The sequence below is a fragment of the Psychrobacillus sp. FSL K6-1464 genome, from assembly GCF_038003145.1.
GTDB lineage: Bacteria > Bacillota > Bacilli > Bacillales_A > Planococcaceae > Psychrobacillus > Psychrobacillus psychrotolerans.
Genome location: NZ_JBBOOP010000002.1, coordinates 272,623 through 291,291, shown reverse-complemented (window position 1 = coordinate 291,291; position 18,669 = coordinate 272,623). Strand labels below are relative to the sequence as shown.

General features: G+C 36.0%; 17 protein-coding genes. 3 read left to right on the top strand and 14 right to left on the bottom strand.

The window, feature by feature from the left end:
- The first annotated feature begins 551 nt into the window (after positions 1-551).
- The 3 genes from MKX39_RS21475 (at position 552) to MKX39_RS21465 (ending at position 5,763) form a co-directional block, all read left to right on the top strand.
- Positions 552-1,757: a hypothetical protein gene (locus MKX39_RS21475; RefSeq protein WP_340765340.1), complete on the top strand. Its 1,206-nt coding sequence runs from the start codon at positions 552-554 to the stop codon at positions 1,755-1,757.
- Positions 1,758-2,489: 732 nt separating this feature from the next.
- The gene (locus MKX39_RS21470) at positions 2,490-3,806 is read left to right on the top strand and encodes a PhoH family protein (protein WP_340771904.1); all 1,317 of its coding nucleotides are present in this window, start codon (positions 2,490-2,492) and stop codon (positions 3,804-3,806) included.
- A gap of 37 nt (positions 3,807-3,843) precedes the next feature.
- Complete coding sequence (locus MKX39_RS21465) at positions 3,844-5,763, top strand: hypothetical protein (protein ID WP_340771902.1); 1,920 nt, start codon at positions 3,844-3,846, stop codon at positions 5,761-5,763.
- Positions 5,764-5,910: 147 nt separating this feature from the next.
- Here MKX39_RS21465 and MKX39_RS21460 read toward each other — a convergent pair whose 3' ends face one another.
- From MKX39_RS21460 to MKX39_RS21395, 14 genes are all read right to left on the bottom strand, one after another.
- Positions 5,911-6,192, bottom strand: a complete 282-nt coding sequence (locus MKX39_RS21460; RefSeq protein WP_340771899.1) for a hypothetical protein — start codon at positions 6,190-6,192, stop codon at positions 5,911-5,913.
- Between the two features lie 474 nt (positions 6,193-6,666).
- The gene (locus MKX39_RS21455) at positions 6,667-7,251 is read right to left on the bottom strand and encodes a hypothetical protein (RefSeq protein WP_340771896.1); all 585 of its coding nucleotides are present in this window, start codon (positions 7,249-7,251) and stop codon (positions 6,667-6,669) included.
- A 133-nt stretch (positions 7,252-7,384) separates the two neighbouring features.
- Complete coding sequence (locus MKX39_RS21450; protein ID WP_340771894.1) at positions 7,385-7,528, bottom strand: hypothetical protein; 144 nt, start codon at positions 7,526-7,528, stop codon at positions 7,385-7,387.
- A gap of 164 nt (positions 7,529-7,692) precedes the next feature.
- The gene (locus tag MKX39_RS21445) at positions 7,693-7,998 is read right to left on the bottom strand and encodes a hypothetical protein (RefSeq protein WP_340765331.1); all 306 of its coding nucleotides are present in this window, start codon (positions 7,996-7,998) and stop codon (positions 7,693-7,695) included.
- A 128-nt stretch (positions 7,999-8,126) separates the two neighbouring features.
- Entirely contained in the window at positions 8,127-8,528 is a 402-nt protein-coding gene (locus tag MKX39_RS21440; RefSeq protein ID WP_340765329.1) for a hypothetical protein, read from the bottom strand.
- A 181-nt stretch (positions 8,529-8,709) separates the two neighbouring features.
- Complete coding sequence (locus tag MKX39_RS21435) at positions 8,710-8,934, bottom strand: hypothetical protein (protein ID WP_340765327.1); 225 nt, start codon at positions 8,932-8,934, stop codon at positions 8,710-8,712.
- A 120-nt stretch (positions 8,935-9,054) separates the two neighbouring features.
- Complete coding sequence (locus MKX39_RS21430; protein WP_340765325.1) at positions 9,055-9,393, bottom strand: hypothetical protein; 339 nt, start codon at positions 9,391-9,393, stop codon at positions 9,055-9,057.
- 117 nt (positions 9,394-9,510) lie between these two features.
- Positions 9,511-9,798, bottom strand: a complete 288-nt coding sequence (locus tag MKX39_RS21425) for a hypothetical protein (RefSeq protein WP_340765323.1) — start codon at positions 9,796-9,798, stop codon at positions 9,511-9,513.
- Between the two features lie 345 nt (positions 9,799-10,143).
- On the bottom strand, positions 10,144-10,788 hold the full coding sequence (locus MKX39_RS21420; protein WP_340771892.1) for a hypothetical protein: 645 nt from the start codon (positions 10,786-10,788) through the stop codon (positions 10,144-10,146).
- A gap of 130 nt (positions 10,789-10,918) precedes the next feature.
- The gene (locus tag MKX39_RS21415) at positions 10,919-11,974 is read right to left on the bottom strand and encodes a hypothetical protein (RefSeq protein ID WP_340765320.1); all 1,056 of its coding nucleotides are present in this window, start codon (positions 11,972-11,974) and stop codon (positions 10,919-10,921) included.
- Positions 11,975-12,086: 112 nt separating this feature from the next.
- Entirely contained in the window at positions 12,087-15,155 is a 3,069-nt protein-coding gene (locus tag MKX39_RS21410) for an Athe_2463 domain-containing protein (protein ID WP_340771890.1), read from the bottom strand.
- Between the two features lie 108 nt (positions 15,156-15,263).
- Positions 15,264-15,590 carry a hypothetical protein gene (locus tag MKX39_RS21405; protein WP_340771887.1) on the bottom strand — a complete coding sequence of 109 codons (327 nt, stop codon included), beginning with the start codon at positions 15,588-15,590 and terminating at the stop codon, positions 15,264-15,266.
- A gap of 8 nt (positions 15,591-15,598) precedes the next feature.
- Positions 15,599-16,432, bottom strand: a complete 834-nt coding sequence (locus MKX39_RS21400; RefSeq protein ID WP_340765314.1) for a ParA family protein — start codon at positions 16,430-16,432, stop codon at positions 15,599-15,601.
- Between the two features lie 525 nt (positions 16,433-16,957).
- Positions 16,958-17,905 (bottom strand): hypothetical protein, encoded by a 948-nt coding sequence (locus tag MKX39_RS21395; RefSeq protein ID WP_340771885.1) that lies wholly within the window; start codon positions 17,903-17,905, stop codon positions 16,958-16,960.
- Between the last annotated feature and the right edge of the window lie 764 nt (positions 17,906-18,669).

Genomic DNA, 18,669 nt, shown 5'->3' with positions numbered 1-18,669 from the left:
CTATTTCTTTACTTTTTTGCGTCAGTAAAGACCGTTTCTTTACTTATCTGCGTATAAATGAACTATTTCTTTACCTTTTTGCGTCGGAAATAACTTTTTCTTTACTTTTCTGCGTCAAAAAAAAACTAAAAAAAATTTTCGCACTATGTTATTGTTGACTTTCTATCATTTCTTTACTTTTTTGCGTCACCATAGAAACGTTGATTTATTAAGGTTCCTATGAAAATCTTTACTTTTTTGCGTACGAAATTAAAGCTTTTCTGTATACAAAATTTGTGATATGATGACATCAATCGACAAAAACACAAAAAAAAACCAACCGTGTATCGAGCACGATTGGTCGTCTGGTTGGGAATCTAATCTGAATGTGTTATCGAAAAGAAAAACGGAAGTATCGATAGTTGTTGTGTTGACTTGGACATCAACGCAAACACGCTTCACAAAAAGAAAGATTTACCTATCAAATTCTTCTTTTATTATACCGTTTATCCTTTCCTGACGCAATAGAGAGATTCCCTTCCAAAGCTAGAATTGGAAAGGGGTTTTTAGTCATGAAAATCGTTGAAGTTTCATTACCTACTAATCACATTAAAGCAAAAGAGTTTGCAAGAATCGATCGTTCCTTCTTGCAACGTATCATACATGGTTTTGAAAGACGTGTCCTTTCGGGCGTATCAAAAGAGTGCCGATTTAGCGAAGACAATATACCTGGGATGTCCTTAGAACAACGGACATCTTTTTGCCGTGCTTATAATTGCTCTGAAAATGATCAACATGCATTTTATCGTACGGAAAAAGTATCCTTGACACAGTCCCAAATATTAATGATGGTTGGTTTTCACTTCTTAGATGTGAAGCCAGTACAATTAAGCAGATTTGTTGATCCCGAAATAACGACAAAACCTGCAGCTATTGCAAAAATGAAAGAAGCTAATCCCAACATGTCTGAATCCGAAGCACAAGCTAAAGCTACCTACCTAGAACATTTTTCCGTAGGTTTGATTCGTAATATTCGTACAGTAGAGCTTGCGGACTTTTTCAGCATGGATGTAAGAACGATTACGCGTAATCTGTTAAGATTACAAGATATTGGCTTTATCGAACTTACAAAAGTAGATCGTGGAGTGTGGCAAATTGTTTTGACTACATACTATAGCAAGGAGCAAGGTTATTTAAAAATGAGCAGCGAACATCTAAGCAAATTAAGTTCAATGAAAGATGTTAACGCTCTTCGTTTGTCTTTACGCTTATATGAAACATATGACCGCTATGAACTTGTGAGAAAAAGCAGAAATGAATCACATATCAATGTGCCTTTAGCCGATCTTGTAGCAGATTTGCCAAAATATATACGTAAAAGTAATCGTCTGGTAAACAAGTTGTTTGATAAATCGGATGAGATTTTTACTTTAAGCCGTATATCAAATCATATAGAAGTAGATATCAATGAACGTTTCCATGCAAAAGCTCAAGAGGCTATTGTCTATCAAGAAAACGATTTAGCGATTCAAGCAGTGGTAGAAGAATTATCTTTGCCAGTCTACAAGCAAAGAGACTTCAGCAGCTTGGCTTCTTTATCTATGGAATTTGGTCTAGACTTAACAGAGGGTGCACTTCGTATGTGGTCTTATCGCATGAGAAGAGAAGCTGAGCTAAATGAAGATGAAATTGCTAAACCTATCTCTAATATTGGTGGGTATATCCGTTCGATTATTGTCACCATGTCTATTCATTCCAACTCAGAGCGAGTTGCTTAAGTAATTATTTTTTTAAAAAAATGAATATTTATCCCTGCCTGCATCAACCCTATCGGTGACGGGCTATTTGTCATGGAATTTTTTTTTGGTTTGATTGAATGTACCATTCTTCCTCCCCTATTCATTCTTGTATCACTAAATGAATAACTGAGTATGACCTCCATATACCTATTCCATCTCCTGCTCCAGTTATCTTTATAACCATAGTTATCCACATTCCTAATGTATTCCTTACTCTTAAATGTTATCAAACTCAGTAATTTCAAACAAAAAACCTCATTTTTATATTAATTTCCCACCACTTATCCACATGTGGACAAGTTTCCATGTTTTAGGTGCATAAAACTTTCTTTTTCTTCCCTTTAATTTACCACTTAATACCGGAATCTTACCTCAACCGCCATTAATTTATCCGATAGCTACTCCTCTTTATCCAAAGTGTTGCTGTTTTTTTACCAAGTGAGCAGTCTGTTTTACCAAAATACATACTATCGACAATCAAATTTTGTCAATCCCTTTCGTATCAAGGCTTTCAATTGTATTTCAGTCTCTCTAATATCTGTTTTAATTTTTAATTTAATCTTTAAATTAATACTTGAATAATATATGTCTTTAAATGCTCTCGAGAAAAAGACAATAATATTATTATTTTCATTAGTAGTGTCAATCTAAGCGAATAGATTCTCTCAACTGCAATATAATACAAAAACGCAAAAAAGGGAGAGGTCGCATTTGAGCAAGAAGATATTCGTATTAGACACAAGTATTCCTGTTTATGATTTCGAGTGTTTAAGCCAATTTGGAGAGAACACGGTCATCCTACCTGCTATTCTTATTGAAGAAATTAATAAACTCAAAGATGAACATTCTGACCGGGGTTACGCAGCGTCTCAATTTACGAAAATTCTAGAAAATCTTTCGAAATCTGGCTCATTAGAAGAAGGTGTTCAATATGGGAAAACCCTCGTAAAAGTGAGTAATCACCAAAACATAGAACGTCTAAAAAGCTGGTTCTCTTACAATGAAAATGACTATAAAATCATTTCCTGTGCGATGCATCATGAAGGAACACTCGTAAGTCGAGACAGAATGCTTCGTGTCATGGCGAGTATGTTCGTAACCGCAGAGGACTACCATGCCGACATTATTAAAACGAAAGAGTTGTACAAAGGCTACCGATACATTGCGGTCCCTGAGCCTATGATTGGGCATCTTTTCACAAGTGGTCTAGCGAATGCCTATGAATTGTATCCAAATGAGTTTGCTATTTTAGTAAACGAATCAAATCCTGCACATACAGCTATTGGAGTGATGAAAGGAAACAGAATCCTTCCTTTAGATAGAATGCTACAAGCACTCTTAAAAGAGTCTGGACTTAAACTCCGAATTGAACCACTGAATTTGGAACAGAAAATGTATCTTTATTTACTTCTGGATCCTGACATATTGGCAGTAAGTGCCATGGGCCCAAGCGGCAAAGGGAAAACACTACAAGCGGTAGATGTCGGTTTAGCGAGTGTAGAAGGTGGTAAAAAACATCAATTACTTTACACTAAGTCCATTATTCCTACTGACAAAAAAGAAGATTTAGGCTTCTTCCCAGGTGATATGAATGAGAAAATTGCTAACCATATCAAACCTCTTTATAACTCAATTGAGCATCTCTATAAAAAAGAGTTGCGTAGCAAAGGGTTGATGCTTGCCGATAAAATATTATCTATGCGAGAAAAAGAAATTATAGATGCACTTCCTCTCGCTTTATTGAGAGGCACGAGTATAGATGAAAGGTTCATTATATTAGATGAGGGTCAAAACACTTCTAATCGAATGATGAAAACTTTCTTAACAAGACCCACGGATGCCTCAAAGTCTATTGTAATGGGTGATATTGAACAAATTGACGACCCACATTTAACCAAGCACAATAATGGGTTATCCAATATGATTGAACGAGGAAAAACCGAAGATTACATCGGGCATATTACGATGGATATTTCTCCGGACTCACGTAGAGGAAAAGTGGCAACCTTTGGTTCGACGAAGATGTAACAATCTACAAGATTACTAACAGAAAGGAGGAAAACAAATGCGACACAAAGATTTAAAAAGCCTATGGAGAAGATGGATGATTGCTGGGTTCGCAGTAATGATGGTTATTTCCCCCGTCACGGCATCTGCAAATACAGGAGATGCAGTTTCTTCAGAAAAAACTTCCCTATCGGCTGAGAACAACCTAGAGGGCATTGAGGACATCTTAGATAAACTTGAAGAAGCTACCGATACGTTCGAAGGGGAAATCCCGAAAAAGGACGATTCAACAAATGTCCTAGTTCCTGAAGAAGAAGAAGAAGAAGAGTTACCGTCTCCAGAAATCATAGCTCCTATTGTAGATGACGAAAACAATGACAAAGAGAATGTAGAGGAGGAAGAAATAGAACCAAAACCAGATCCTTCTGCAGATTTTGTACCCATCGTTTTCTCAAAGTATGATGAGTACATTAAACACATTCAATTAATGAAGGAAGCATTTCTTGCAAACCCTAATCAAGAAACAGGTCTAGCATATGTGGAAGCTGTACATTCCCTTCCGACTGTAAAAGGAAATGATCCAAAAGTTATCAATCAAATAGACTTACCGAAAGACATGATGGTTCAGTTTAAACAATTGAGTGGAGAAGCATATGATGTTGTAATCGAAAGATACGCTATGTTAATCCTTGCTCGCTTCGAGAATAAAGAGGATTTAAATGATGCAACTCTCGTCAAAGAAGCCATCTCAATGATTAAAGACAAAGCTGTTCAGGCAGCACTAATGAAACGATATACAAACTTAATCGGAGAATTCGAAATCATTGGTCCTGGTCATGGTAATCATGGAGACAAGCCTGTAGATGCTGTACCAGACGACTACGATGTCATTGACAACGGAAAGGACCCAAATGTTGGAGAAACGATTGGAGGCGGTTCAGGAGGCTCTAATGGGGGTAAATTGCCACCAGGTGCTATTAAGAATCCAGATGGTACTGTAACCTTCCCTTCTCTTGGAGGCGGAAGCACGCGTGTGGAAAGTAAGTACAAAATGGAAGGTAACCGTTGTGTGAAGATTGATAAGCATTACAAAGGTAAGAAGTTGATTAAGACAATCACTTCTAAACCGAAAGACGGCGAGAAAGGCTTATGTTGGAGCGGTGAAGGAACTGAGAGATTCTCTGGTTCTAAATCCAAACCTGCAAATGTGTATAACCCTTACGATGCAAAAGAGCGTTTGGAACAGTACAAAAAAGAACGTGCGTTGATTGAGAAAGAAAGAGAAAAGCTCGCTCTCGAAAACAACGAAATTTTATATACGTTCAACCGCTTTGCAGAAATCCCTTATTATAACGCAACCGGCGTGAAGGTGAAGGATCTCAATGCAATTACGTATGATGAAGCACATGACATATTTAAAGCAATGAGCGTAGATGGAAACGGTCAGTTTGTGGAAGAAGAAGCAAGAGGACTAGCCTTAGTACAAGGTCAAGTCATCTCCATTGAACAAGCTAAATTCCCAATGAGTTTTGTGCAGTTAGAAGAACAGTTCTTGAACACGACATTTGACCTTCGAACAGGAATAGAGGAAAAAGAAAGTGGTCATGGAATGCTTGTTATACATGCTAGTGAGGTAGAAACGGATAGCATCAATATCAAAGGTAAACTCGTCCAGTTCGACCAGCCAATTGTAGTGAAGCGTGAAATTGCCCTAATGCCAGCTGAGCAAGTTGCAACATCTCTAGGTGGAACATTTGTGGAAGTAGACAATGGTTTCTATGTCGATATTGATGGCATGAGAATTGAGTATCAAGACGGTCAAGCGTTTGCATTATATAGAGGACAAAAGATCGAGTTGTACTCTGGGCCATATCAAGATGAAAATGGCGTGTGGATGGCACCAATCAACGCTTTAATAAAAGCCGGTGATCACCTGATGAGATTTGAAAATGGAAAGGCAACAATCGAACGCAGATAAATAGTAACCGGAAGAGCAAGCAATTGTATATGGTGATCTACCTAACCTTTACTTGCTTATCTTGTTACATTATGAAAATGTACACTACTAATTAATTTAGTAACGTACATTTTTTTATTTTGTTGGCTGTGTTATAGATTTTTTTGATTAATATCGTTTTTTTAAATTTGGAAATTTATTATTGTAAATTTTGTTCCAAATTTTCAAGGCACTTGGGTAACAATTATTAATCGAAGGTACTCTACAACTCGAAAACATTTCGCCAAAGACTTCATGTATCACTACCGCTAATTTTTCAACAGATATAGTTGGTAAAAGTGATACAATGCGACGTATTTCTGGTTCATATTCATCCTCAGATGTGTAAGGTAAAAGGTACATAGGGTCCCAATCATTAATTACTTCTTTTACAATTTGGTAGTGGTTCATATTATCACTCTTTCAAAATGTATTTTTAGTGATTTATGTTACGCCCTTTATTAACTAAACCTGTCTCTAACTCAGCATAATCGACACCAATTAGTACCTCTATTTTTTTCCAGAAAACAGCAACTTATAGTTCAAACAGAAAAAGGCTCAACTCCTTCTTGAAGTAAAGCACCAGTTTGTATATAAGGAATCTAATGTAGAATGTTACTTTCGTAAGTATGTTAGTTGGAACAAGAACAGATACCGCTTATTAAGCAAGTCCGTCCGTTTGTTGAACTCATTAAAATAGCTTTTACAATAACTGCATAAGATTAGAAATCACAAAATAAGTTAAGAGACCTGCTATAAAGTACAAAATATTTTTCTTCATAAGTTCGATTCTCCTTTCTCAACTTAGCTCACTTGTTGAACACAAGTTAAGCAAACCCATAAACTAAGCACCCGATAGTACAAGAAGACTTTTTGATAAATCCACTACTCAAGTTTAAAATTCATTATGCTTCTTCCCTCAACCAATTTTCCATCTTTCCATATGAATTCGAAAGCATATTGATTTCCAATCATTTCTTCATCAACTGCAATTGTTAAAGGTGTATTTTCAGGAGACTTTTGTTTTCTACTCACTTCTTTTGAATCATATTCATCGCTATTATCTACGTGTATTAAATGAATTTCTGTTGGTTGCGGTTTTAATGTACTCCAATCAATTTGAATTTTATCACCAACTTCAACATCTCCGCTATGGATGCTAGGGTAGTTGTAATGAATGAATTCATCACAGTTATTCCAACATACTTCTCCATACGAGAAATCAAACAGATATTTCATTTTCCCCTCAGAAGACAAAAGGGAAATTTCAGGTGTAACAAGATCCTTAAAAGCTGGAAGGAATTTTTCTTCATTTCCAACAGTACTTTTTTCAGTCTGTATTTTTTTAGTATTCTCTTTAGATACTCGAGTTGGATCTTCCTTCTTTTGAGACTCTTGGATATCATTGTTACACGCGATTAAAACTACTGATAATAACAGAAAAATTAATAGTAATGCTAGTTTTTTCATTTCGCACCCCTTCATGAAGTAAAGCACCCGTTAGTGGAAAATGTATTCTCTTTTATTACAATTTAAATCTAAGAAAACAACAACTTGATTATCCACTTCCCCACCAACACAAATGGATAAAGCATTGCACCTACTAAGTCAACAAATAAATCAGCCCTATCCCACGTTTTTTGTCTTTCATTATATCTCTTTCATATCGAGTTGCTTCATCCTCATTTGTGAATCTCTTATCGCCAACATGATAAAATACATCATTCTCATTCTTCTGATTTTCCATTTGATTCCCCCCTTATTTTTGATAAAATACTTATTTATTAGAATACGTTTAAGTCGAATCGAGGTTCCACTTTTAAATAAATATTCTACTTGTTTGTTAAAACTAACCTGCTGCTTTAGTTCAATAAGAAAAAGGCTTTACTCCTTCTTTAAGTAAAGCACCCGTTAGTTGAAGAAGAAACTCAGTACTGGCGGTAAGAATAAAAGACTAATTGCAGTGAAAATAAGTATTTTAGAAATCAATTTCGGTAGTTTTTCTCTATCTTTTCCTTTATTCATTCCGCTAAATTGCAATTTGTTTTTATATAGCACCAAAAACAGAATAAGAATAGAGACATAAGGCATTCCACCATATCTTTCATCAATATCAATGCCAATCTCTAAATATATACTTCCCCAAAGAATTACCCATATGATACTAACAAATACGAATATAACTAAAATTAGTGTTGACTCTAGAAAGATTTTCATTGCACTCTCCTAATTTATATCTAATTAGTTTTACCCTTTATTTCACTAACCTACCCTTTTAGTTCAATAAGAAAAAAGGCTTACCCGTAAAGCCCCGTTAGCTGAATATGAAAAACTATATATTTATTTTAGCTATGCACTTTATTTTGATTTCTATCAATCAATCGTTGTATCACTAAAAAGACTAGCGTAATGTAAAGGGGAATCGAAATAAGATAAATCATCACATTCAATATAGTCAAATCCCTAATCATTGAATACTCTCCCCATTCTAAAAGAACACGCCATAACAGACCAATGGAGTTAAATAAAAATGCATAGAAAATCATCACTAGAGGACGTTTTTCATATAGACCAAATAACATGTAAGCAATATAAAAATAGACAACGAGCATTCCTATATATATTGGGATAAATTGGACAAATTTTATTGGAAATAATAGCCCGCCAAGCAATACCATCCAAATTAAAGTAAACGTAAATATCTTTTTTCTATTTCTATTTATCCGTTCAAAATCTATTGTATTCACTTTCTCCACCCCATTTTAAGTATGAATATTTCATTTATTGAACTAAACTGTTACGTTTGGGCAAGAAAAAAGTGCCACCCCCAGACTTGAAGTAAAGCACCCCTATTGTTCTATAATTTACATATATTAACTTATTCAACACAATCTCAAAAAAACCTTCTTCTTAAACTAAACTGCTACTTTAGTTTAATAAGAATAAAGTTTCTATACCAATTACTACTGAATGAATAAATAAGATAGCCATAACAACCCATAAAGTATATTTAGAAAAATACTTAAGTCTATTATTTTCAAATGTTTTATTTAGCAAGTAAAAAAAGCCGATTACCCAAATACCATTTTGAAAAAAAGTAGAAATTATGATTTCTGACGTCGTAAAGAACCTTAAAATATAAAATGAGTCCAATGAAATCCCTCCCATATCTGATAATATATTACCACAATTAACCAATGTGTTTCTTAAACTAACTTGCTTCGTTAGTTCAATAAAAAAATGGCTTTACTCCTTCTTGAAGTAAAGCACCCGTTAGTTCAATACGTACCACAAAGGAAAAGCTATTAAAACCAGTATAATCACACTTTTGATTTTATTCTTATTCCACAGATTTATTGCTGATAAGAATCCTCCTAAAGCAAAAAAACCAATCCCAATTAACTCCATGATCCTAATGGCGAATAAAGACCCTAAATGTGCAAAGAAAGTACCCATTACAATAAACCCAATTGTTAAAATAAAACGGCATGACCTAAAATCATTGATTGCTGATTTTTTATCATCAGTATTCATTTTAAAATAACGTCTAACAACCATAAAAGCTGGTAATCCCCAAATAATTATAAACGGAATCAGAGAATCAGTATCCATATTAAATATCCATGCCTCCTTTCCACAGTTAGGTAAATTACTCTTCAACGAAACTGCGGCATTAGGTTCAATAAGAAAAAAGGCTTTACTCCTTCTTGAAGTAAAGCACCCGTTAGTTTAGTAAGAAAACAGATAGATATAAGCAATTAGTACGGAAATCCCTATTAATATCATAGTAAAACACTTAAAGGTATTTTCCTCTCCTTTTATCAGACCTACTACCCAAATTACAAACCAACCAAATAGTGCCAAAGCGATTCCCAAATCACGTAAGACTTTTATGTCAGATGCTGCAACAGAGCCTGTAAGATATACAAGCACACCAATAAAACTAGGTGTAATACCTAAAATAGATAAAGGATTTCTCCACTCTTTTATAAGCTCTATCTGTTTCTCTTTCTCCATTTTTCTGAAGGAATTCCAAGAACCCAGACTAGGTATTGTCCATATAAGCACTATATATATAACTTGAATTAGACTCAATCCATCACCTTTCCTGTCGCCTCGAATTTCATACACAAAATGCCAGATTGTTGAACACGTGTTAAACAACACTTTTCAACTAATCTACTCCTTTACTTTAATACGTTTGAAGTAAATAGAAGTTCCAATATTAAACAAATTTAACATTATGATTTTTCGAAAATGCATTTTGCTTATTCATCTAAACTGCGACTTTAGTTTAAGTGAATACTTTCACAAACTATGAAATTCAAACATCCTCTATATCCTCCCATAAATAGATTTCGATTACCTCGATTGCTTTGTCTGATTGGCATTCTTTATTGAGTTAGAGTATACCTCTTTATCTCTATCTGCTTTTCTTCTGTTGCGTACATGTACCGATGCTGTTTGGGAATTAACCTTTCGGAGTTCCATATGTTCTTTGACTTCGTAATAATAATCACCTATCTTCATAAATCGGTCTTGATAATATTGAAAGAAAAGATAGGTTATATAAAGGAAGAGAGCTATTAGGAATCCTAAGGGGTTATTCAGTTTTTCTGCCCAAATCATGTCTATTTCTTTAGGAGTAGCAGGAGTAGCTGATTCGATTGATAAAAGTAAAAAGGCGTATCCTCCTATTCGAAGAAAAGCACCTAGTACTAATATGTCTCGAAAAAGATAGATATTCTTTAAGAAATTAAGATTGTAACTTTCCCTGAAAAAGGCTGTTGTGATAGAAAACTTTGCCAATGGAATAAATAGGACTCGATGGACGATAGCGAAAATCATGAATCCTATGTCCAAGCTGACAAAAATCGGCAAGTATTCAAAACCTAATACTCCGAAGGCAAACCAAAATATATGTGTAACAAGAATAAGCATTACTATTGAAAAACTAGTTTTTGTCTGTTTCCACGTTGGATAATTATTTCTCAACGTACTTTTCATTGTATTTCGTGTCATTTTTTATCGCGGGAGAAACGTATATGCTTCACTCGCTTTCCACCTCACTATATTATGTTTTTGTATAAACAAAACAGGCGACAGAATACTCTGACGCCCTCTTCTACTAATTATACTATTTGATTTGCTTCCAGTTTGCATCGTACTTCACGCCTGCTTTACCAATCATTACAGTGGTTTGTCCACCTGTATCCCAAACTTCTACGGACCGATTTCCTATTTTAAATGGTTTGTCCCATTTGGTTTTGTCGCCTTTAATTTTCCCCGCTTCCACCACATTGTATAGTTCAGGCACACCATAGAATGTTAAAGTTTCTTTTAAAATGTACGGAATCTTATTTTCGTTAGATGCTTTTGTGTTGTATTTAAATGATGGAATCGTAATTGAAACTTCAAAATCTTGAGATGATTTCTTTGTTAGGAAAATTCCGAAATTATAATTACCATCTATATCAAACGATGCAGAAGAAGAAGATACTTCTGAATAACCAAGTTTCTTTTCAAGAGTTAGAGCATCTTTTTCTATGTTTTTACTTGTACGAGTATCTCCGATGCTTGGGGCTACCCAATTGCTAGGGTATGGGAATCGACTGTCTTGCTTAACTCCTGCTAATGCGGGCTTAGGAGCTTCTGTCTTTGGAGGAGTCACATTGGTTGCTTGTCCTGTTTTCACTGGCTTAGACCCTACATAGACATCCCAACCTCCGTCAGATCGTTTAGTAGCCTCTACTGCAATATCTAATACATCTGTAAAAGACTTATGAGGAACTAAGAAATGATTATTGGATAAGTAAGGTCCTTTTTGAACCGGTACTTTGATACTAGAAATAACTTTTGTCTCATAAGGAAGAATCGTATTCATCGAAGAACCCTTTAAGATAACTGAACTTCCAATACGGTACAGATATTGTTCATTGGCTTTGTCAAAAACCATTACATTGTTTGAGTCTATTTTTTCCACTTTCAATCCAAGAGCTTTTGCTGTACTCACAAGTGGAATGTAAACCGATTTGTATTCTGCATTGTAATTCATTAAAGAGACATCTGCTCCACTAAGCTGCTTGCCGTTTACGAATAAGCGATTAGCTTCGCTAGCTTTATCCTCCGGTGTTATTTGTGCAATTGTTACGATCAATAATAGAGCCATTATTCCTATAAGCCATTTCTTCATGTTCATATTCCCCTCTCTTATCTTTATCTGTTACTAATAGTATAGCATAAAAATGGTTATTTGTCAAATATTATTTACAGAAAACAAAAAGCCTCCGGAGAGGCTCTTGTTATTAATGCGTGATATGTGTGTTCATATCGTCAACATTATCTGCTGTCACTTCAATGGTTACTGTCGCGTAATCACACAGCATTAAGGACGTTGCAGGTTTCTGTGTCGACCCATACCATTCAGGTGTATCGAAACGCATCTGATAAGTGCCAGTCTTCACATTTTTATCTATCAACATCTCATGAACATTCACACCCGCCGTTTTCACAAGCGGCATATAGAATGTTTTAGTATTGTTATCCAGTCCACCAGTAGATTCTGAAACACCTAGTATTACGGTTGCTTTTCCTCCTGCCACTTTACTAAACGGATGCTCCATGAACATCTGAGAAGGACTAGCTTGAAGGCCATGATCCGGATTAACAGTTCTCAAGTCATACACGTAGCTATGGCTTACACCATTTGATAACGTGAAGCTTGTAGAATAAGACCATGATTCTGGTCTGTTTGATAACAAATTGGAGCGATACTCAGCAAACACTTTCATTTCAAAGCCATATCCTGCTTGTACTTTCGCAGTCCCGTTTTTAACATCTTTCCAACCACCAACAGTTTCTTTGCTTCTGATTAGAATCTTCGAGAGATTATAGCTTTCAAAGTGATCACGAATGTCCAAAAATGTGTTTGTGTAGGTAGTTTTTATGCCCATGTCTGGGTAGTACTCATAAACTGGACGTTCACAATCGTAAGGAGAAGGGATGTAGGTCCCGCTTTTTGAATCGTATTCGTACTCGTAGCAAGTAGCTGCTTCGTATCCGACGATTCGGCTATTCTGGAATTCGTATGCTTCACCTTTCCAGTCATAGATTGTATATTTAGTCGTCCATTCATTTAACGTGTGTCTCATATCGCAACGCTTGATAGCGTCGTTCTTAGTGACTTTCAGATATCCTTCAGCAATGTTGTCATTGTATGGATTTGTTAATCCTGGAACATACTCAACCGGATTTCTCGGTGCCGGGTTCGCTTCTACACTAAAGGTATGTGTACCTTGCGTATATGTTCTGGAAGGAACGCTGAAACTCAACTGCACTTTTTGATTTGGTGGTAAAGTTGCATTGAATTGACCAATCACACTATTACCAAGCTTCACTGTATACAAGACATTGTACGATTTAGTGGAGTTTGTTTCTAATTGTGATTTGAACGAAAGCTGAACAGATTCGCTTGCAGAAGTATTTCCATCTACAGGCATCCGAATCGCATTTGGACTGACTTCTAGGTCGTAAGCGGAGATGTTGAGTAATCCTCTCCATTCCTTCGAATATGGTCCATCGTTCGTATAGTCTGTCGATTGTTTGAGTACTCTGTGTTTATTAGCAATCTGCCATGTTACCTTCATGTATGGCTGAGTTGGTGTGTAATCCATCTCGACAATGGCTATATCCCCTTGTTTTTTCAATACAGTCTTGGTAGCAATTTGCTCGAGGTTTAACGTGCGTACCCCGTCTGTTAAGCTGAGGTCTAGAGATGCAAATGGATTTAGTGGGTTGTTCGAGCCAACCTCTTTTTCTCCGAATGCTTTGTTTATATAGAAGCGTAACTTATACGTTTCTCCAGCTACTACATCGTCCACTTTCTTCCCGCCTTGTAGCAAGTCTACATTGACGCTGACCCCAATATCGTCTGTTTGAACAGGCATGATAAATTCTACTTCATCATCACTTGTATCAAAGTTGTCTCCGATAATATAGTGAGCAAGTGGAATCGTCGCCCGAAACTTCATAAACTCTCCAGCTGTTTCTGGGACTTTGACAATCCAAGAAGAAGCCTCTCCTCCGTCTGATACCATTTTGTCATACTTCGCTGCATGACCATAACCGATCTTATCGCTATCCGATCTCGCTGCACCCTTTTGAGCCATTGCAGAGTTCGCTTGCATGTCGAACACGTTAGGAATCGCAACCTTGTTATCATAAGAATAATAGGTGTTTAGTCCAAGTGGTGTGAACATAGTAGACTTGCCTACTAGTCCTGTTTCCGTCATGTTCTTCACGGATGCTTCAATACGGTATTCACTTCCTGCTTTCACTGCTTTTTTATGCTTCGTAAATTTACTTGTAAGATTTTTGTTGTCTGTTGCGTTTCTAGTGAATGAAGCAACTAGTTCTCCAGTTTCATTATCAAACACCTTATAGCTTGTCAGACGTAAGTTTGCCATTTTAGGGCTTGAAAACTCTAAATTGATGTAATAAATCTTTTTACCATACTGATGGAAACCAACTACAATTCCTGTAGACCAGTCTGGATTATTTTGTAGGTTGAAAATTTCAGACCAGTATTTCGCATCTTCATCTAATGTTTTTCCAGTTCTACGGAAATTAGGGTTGTTCGTGAAGAAATACTTTTTAAACCATGCAATTTTTTGGCTTTCATTCGAATCGTAATGAGAAGCTTTAGCCATTTCATGACTCTTCGTTGCGTCATTGGTGCTTGGATCTACAATCCAATTTCTATCACTATAATCGCTATCAGCCGGGGGTGGATAATCGGCAGGGAAATAAGGATTATGAACAGAATTTCCTTCTGCCGAATACCCAAGATATCTCCATTCATAGTTCTTTCCTACATAGTTGTAGGTTGTTCCACCTTTGTTGTAAGCAACCCCTATTTGTGTTGTACCAGTGTTATCTCCTTGATACACTCCTGGTTTTCCAAGTTTGGGTTCTTGTCTTCCTTTTTTCAAATTCCAACTGAAATTCTTATTTACGAAATAGGCATTGGAATCATCGCCATATTCATTTGTTCGGTTTTCTACTATTTGCCATCTATCTTTATCCTGATTGCTAGGGCTCATTGCCTCTGGTGGCACAGGTGAATACCAACTAAATATACTACGATGTATTTCCAGATAGAATAGTTTGCTACTTGGATAGGATGAATGCCCATTAAAGGAAATTGCAAAAGGTGGCAAATTCGATGGCCTTGTAACAGTGACTGTGCCGTCTTTTCCTGTCCAGTGTTTGGTGGTTCCCGCTGCTGCTGCTGGTGTTACTTGGAAAAACGCTGTAATGACCATTAGTGCCATGAATAACCATAGAACTCTACCCGCGAGCTTTTTCATATACATTTTAATCTTCCTCCTTTACTTATAACTGTTTACTTCTGTTATATGCAGAGGAGGAGTGTTTAATAGAAAAAACTGCGTCGAATGGAAAAAAGACCTTGGATAGTAAAACTAGTCCAGGTCTTCAGGTAAATTATTATCGATAATATCGAATGCGGCTCGTATAGCGTAATTGATAAAGTCACTGCGTTGCCTAGATAACCCAAGCCAATCATCTAGTCGATGCTTGAGGTCCGCATCTAATTTTAAGCTTGTAGAAATACGCCTTTTAGGTACTTTCGGTTCGAAATTCCTAAGTTTATCAAAGGTGTGTATACCCTCTTGGGTTATAGTAGCAAAATTTTCAGGGTTGAAGAAAGATTCTGATGCAAATTGCGTTGCTCTACCTTTTGTTGATTCTTTTGCTTCTATTTCATTAATAACCTTATGTTTTTCCATGGTTATGCTCAAACCCCCACCGTCTCCTTCTGTACGACCCGTGTTTTTAATTCTTCATAGAAGTCTTCAAAAGGCTTCACCGCTTCATTAAGTTCTTTATTCTCCATAAAACCATAGATCGGGATTCGACCAACTTTTGCTTTACGGGTAATAATGGTTTTGAATACAGCGTTGGGATATTCTTCTCTGATTTTCTCATTGAAGTATTTAGAGTCCCCGCGTCTTACGTCATTCAGTGTCCGCAGAATTCCCACCATTTCTACATTCCAAGGACTTGTCTGTCTCGCCATGTCTATCGTTAGAAAGAAATTCTCAATAGCGGAGTGACAAAATTTGGAGCTCTCGTACATCGTGATAACGTAATCGCTTGCATAGAGTGCATTCGTTGTCTGCTCAGACAGTGCTGGGGGTGTATCTATCAATATATAGTCGTAGTGATCACGCACCTTGGATAATACCGTGTCTAAGTGTGCAAAGGGAGAACCTGTTGGTCTTTTTGTTTGAACCACGCGTTTTTCATGGGAGAAGTCGGTGTATTTCCCTGTGTATAACCATCTCGATAATAAAGAAAGGAAGTTGTTCGCTGGTAACAAATGCAATTTCTCATCTATAATCCGTATTTTGTTTCCTAGATCCTTATGGACAATAGCTTCGTATACGGAGCTGCCAATAAACTCATTAGCTTCAACTCCACTTAACATCTCACTGACATTTCCCTGCATATCCATATCTACAACCAGTACCTTTTTTCCTTCTCTAGCCATCAAGTATGCCAAAATACCAGTGGTGGTAGTTTTGGATACTCCGCCTTTTTGAAGACCAAGCGTAATAACAATACCCATTGCGAAATTCACTCCTTCTTTCGAATTTCACCAAATATATCACGCCTAATTACTGTAATTCAATATAATTCCTTCCTCAAATACCGACAGACCATGTCGCACCATGCCACTAGTTGACTGGTTGTGACAGATGCCAACGAAAATAGACCGGAATCTATTAAGATGCCGGTCGGGTTATACAATATTTCCCAAATACTCGGAAAGGATATGGTTGATTGTGCAGAATGATTAGGGATACTCTCTATCAGACACTTCTATATTTATTTTGAGATGCTGAGATATTATCTAGTATCCCCTGCTTGGTGACTGAAAAATCCGCTTTGCTCGTATCTATGAGCGGCCCGATTAAGTATATGTTCTATATATAATCTTAAAAGATGTTATTAGGCATCACTGGATGATTATTCCATACTCGGAGATCATTCTAATCTAGACTCGAAAGTATAGAGATATAGGTGCGTATGGCATCTCCTATAGAAATTCTAAGGTTAAACAATATTTACTAAATGGTATTTCAAAATACGATTAGATTTCTGCAGGAGACTGTTCTATACTCTTTAGTCGTTCACTTCTGAACTTAAGGATATAGTTAGAACGCTTCACAGCATCTTCTACGCGTTTCCCGAATAATCCGACCTTGGTTGTTTTCTCTGACTCATCTAGTGCATTCCATGACTCAATTGCTTCTATCTCAATTTCATGAATACGGCTCATTGCTTCGTTGACGGCATTTTCTTTTATTTGGAGTTCTTGTTCTTTTTTTGCCTTTTCATCCTCAACAGAGGTGTCTGGTTTTTTGTTTTCTAGAAGGAGCTGTTCTGCTGTTTCCAATTTCTCTTTGTAGGCATCTTCAATAACACCGACATGATTTCGAATCTGTTCCTCAATATATTCAGGCTTTACTTCGGGATAATAGTAACCAGCCTCTTCATCAAGGACCATATTTATTGAATCACTATTAAAGAATCCCTTTAAGATTTTATCGAATATTTCATTTTGATTATTGGTTTGTAAGCCAGATTTACTTGATGAACCTTGTTCATCCTTGACTGGAATAGCTTCTAGGCCAAGTTGTCTTTTTAGGCCTCGTACACCGTATTTATCTTTCAATAAGAGAATCATCCACAATTTAAAAACAGCAAGTAAATCAAAACGATAAGCAACTGCAGAGGCAACATCATTGTCTTTAAATATGTAATCTTGTAAAGGTTTCACATAATATCGTAAAGAGCTTTCATTCTTGTCAAATACTTTACAAACTTGCGATGTAGTATAAAAGATCTTGTCTTCAATAGTGGCAAAACCATCTTCTATGAGTGTTGAACCAAATAGATCATCTTCTAAGCTAGTATTTTTTATAATGTGGTATAACGGATCAGCAGCCAGTAGTTCTTTTATTTCTTCTACGCTAACCTTTAACTTAATATCTTGGTCTGCTCCATGTAAATTTTCGAATGAATAGTTATTGCTCATTTATAGTCCTCCTGTCCTTCTGAATATTGATTCCTTGTTGTTTACAAGGTTCAACAACCATCGACTCTATTCTTAATTATCTCCTATTATACTTGAGAATTCATCATGTTTCAATCTAATCATACTTCATGTTGTATTCTGCTCAGTCCTATTCTGTCGTGCTTTTGACAGTAATTGCTTTAGTTTTGTTTCAATCCTATCCAATTAAGGGGTGAACTATAACATCTCTAAATTCCAATAAGAAAAATACACTAGTATTGACAAGGAACGACCGTCTTAATGTTAATTTAGATTCATAATAACTTCTATGCCGTTCTGTTATGAACCAAACAGAAGTATAAACAAATCAGTTTGTGACTGGTTGTGTTATATATAGCATAATTATAAATTAATCTCGGTCCAGTTATATTCAGTCATCATTCGATTCTATCAACTTTAGTTTATTTATAATGCAATTCAATCCCGATATATTTGTAATATTAAGTAGAATAGAATCTAATTTAAATCATTTATCGCTAAACCTGTCTTATAATAAATCATATTTGTTTCTATTCAATCCCAGGTTAACCTCAAATGAATTCAATTAGCATCAAAATAAGTCCGATCCTGTTTAATGCTGTTTTAATATAAATTGTTTTAAATCCTTTTCAATTCAGTTGGATTACAAAATGGTTTATTTATAATGCAATCCCGTCCGGTTTTGTAATACTTTGGTTTAATCATGTTTCATTCCTGTCCTATTTTGTAGAATCATGATTCAATCC

Coding starts and splice junctions, on each gene's coding strand:
- MKX39_RS21475 (WP_340765340.1), top strand. CDS start 552: ATGAAAATCGTTGAAGTTTCATTACCTACTAATCACATTAAAGCAAAA.
- MKX39_RS21465 (WP_340771902.1), top strand. CDS start 3,844: ATGCGACACAAAGATTTAAAAAGCCTATGGAGAAGATGGATGATTGCT.
- MKX39_RS21460 (WP_340771899.1), bottom strand. CDS start 6,192: ATGAACCACTACCAAATTGTAAAAGAAGTAATTAATGATTGGGACCCT.
- MKX39_RS21455 (WP_340771896.1), bottom strand. CDS start 7,251: ATGAAAAAACTAGCATTACTATTAATTTTTCTGTTATTATCAGTAGTT.
- MKX39_RS21450 (WP_340771894.1), bottom strand. CDS start 7,528: ATGGAAAATCAGAAGAATGAGAATGATGTATTTTATCATGTTGGCGAT.
- MKX39_RS21445 (WP_340765331.1), bottom strand. CDS start 7,998: ATGAAAATCTTTCTAGAGTCAACACTAATTTTAGTTATATTCGTATTT.
- MKX39_RS21430 (WP_340765325.1), bottom strand. CDS start 9,393: ATGGATACTGATTCTCTGATTCCGTTTATAATTATTTGGGGATTACCA.
- MKX39_RS21425 (WP_340765323.1), bottom strand. CDS start 9,798: ATGGAGAAAGAGAAACAGATAGAGCTTATAAAAGAGTGGAGAAATCCT.
- MKX39_RS21420 (WP_340771892.1), bottom strand. CDS start 10,788: ATGAAAAGTACGTTGAGAAATAATTATCCAACGTGGAAACAGACAAAA.
- MKX39_RS21415 (WP_340765320.1), bottom strand. CDS start 11,974: ATGAAGAAATGGCTTATAGGAATAATGGCTCTATTATTGATCGTAACA.
- MKX39_RS21410 (WP_340771890.1), bottom strand. CDS start 15,155: ATGTATATGAAAAAGCTCGCGGGTAGAGTTCTATGGTTATTCATGGCA.
- MKX39_RS21405 (WP_340771887.1), bottom strand. CDS start 15,590: ATGGAAAAACATAAGGTTATTAATGAAATAGAAGCAAAAGAATCAACA.
- MKX39_RS21400 (WP_340765314.1), bottom strand. CDS start 16,432: ATGGGTATTGTTATTACGCTTGGTCTTCAAAAAGGCGGAGTATCCAAA.
- MKX39_RS21395 (WP_340771885.1), bottom strand. CDS start 17,905: ATGAGCAATAACTATTCATTCGAAAATTTACATGGAGCAGACCAAGAT.